Consider the following 747-nt stretch of genomic DNA (forward strand, 5'->3'; position numbering starts at 1 on the left):
ATCCTCGCAGCCACCGCCCAAAACCTTCGAAAGATGGCCAAGCTGATCCCGATGCCCACCCCGACGCTCGCATAGGGTCAGTAAGAGCAGTTCCGGCCACGTCGCGACGGAGCTATTACAACGAAATACTGCCGGCCTTTTTCAACGGAATCGGCCAAAAGCGGTCGTAGGGTCTAGTCAATCTACCGAAGTAGACGCGATCGGTTCCATCAAAAGAAGAATGGATTGCTTCTCCATCTAAGTGTCTTCCACGCGATTACACCCCGATCAGCGTACTCGATATGCCATGACCGACGTGGTTTGTTCTGATCGTCGGATCGACACGCGCTGCAGTAGTTCGGCGCTGGAGATCGCGCTCAAGATTTTCCGGAACTTTCGTCCGCGCCCAAGCCCGAAAATTGGAACAGCGCCGCACGTTGAAGCCGAAGCCAAAGAGCCGATGGCTAATTCCTTTGGCGTTCTGGGCAAGCTCTATCTGACGCAATCGTCAGGAGGTCTTTTTCCGGTGAAGCGGTCAGTCATCCAATTTACCGCCGCCATCGCGCTCGCCTGGGCTGCGCGTCCGTGGCCGATACCGGGCAACACCACCATCCTGACCTTGCTGCCGGCTTTGCACAACTTGTCCATGTAGGCCTGCGTGACCGCGGACTGGATGACCTGGTCGTTGGCCCCCTGCGCAAGAAAGATGGGGATCTCAGGGGAGAGCACCCTGGTGCTGTTCTGTTCGAGAAGCGATCGCCAAGGTTC

1 protein-coding gene is annotated in these 747 nt (G+C 57.0%); it reads right to left on the reverse strand.

The genetic code is table 11. The annotated features are described in order from the left end of the window. Positions 1-471 precede the first annotated feature (471 nt). Positions 472-708 (reverse strand): lipase family protein, encoded by a 237-nt coding sequence (locus IVA96_RS04885; RefSeq protein WP_247415656.1) that lies wholly within the window; start codon positions 706-708, stop codon positions 472-474. Positions 709-747 lie beyond the last annotated feature (39 nt).

It is taken from the genome of Bradyrhizobium sp. 159, from assembly GCF_023073795.1.
GTDB lineage: Bacteria > Pseudomonadota > Alphaproteobacteria > Rhizobiales > Xanthobacteraceae > Bradyrhizobium.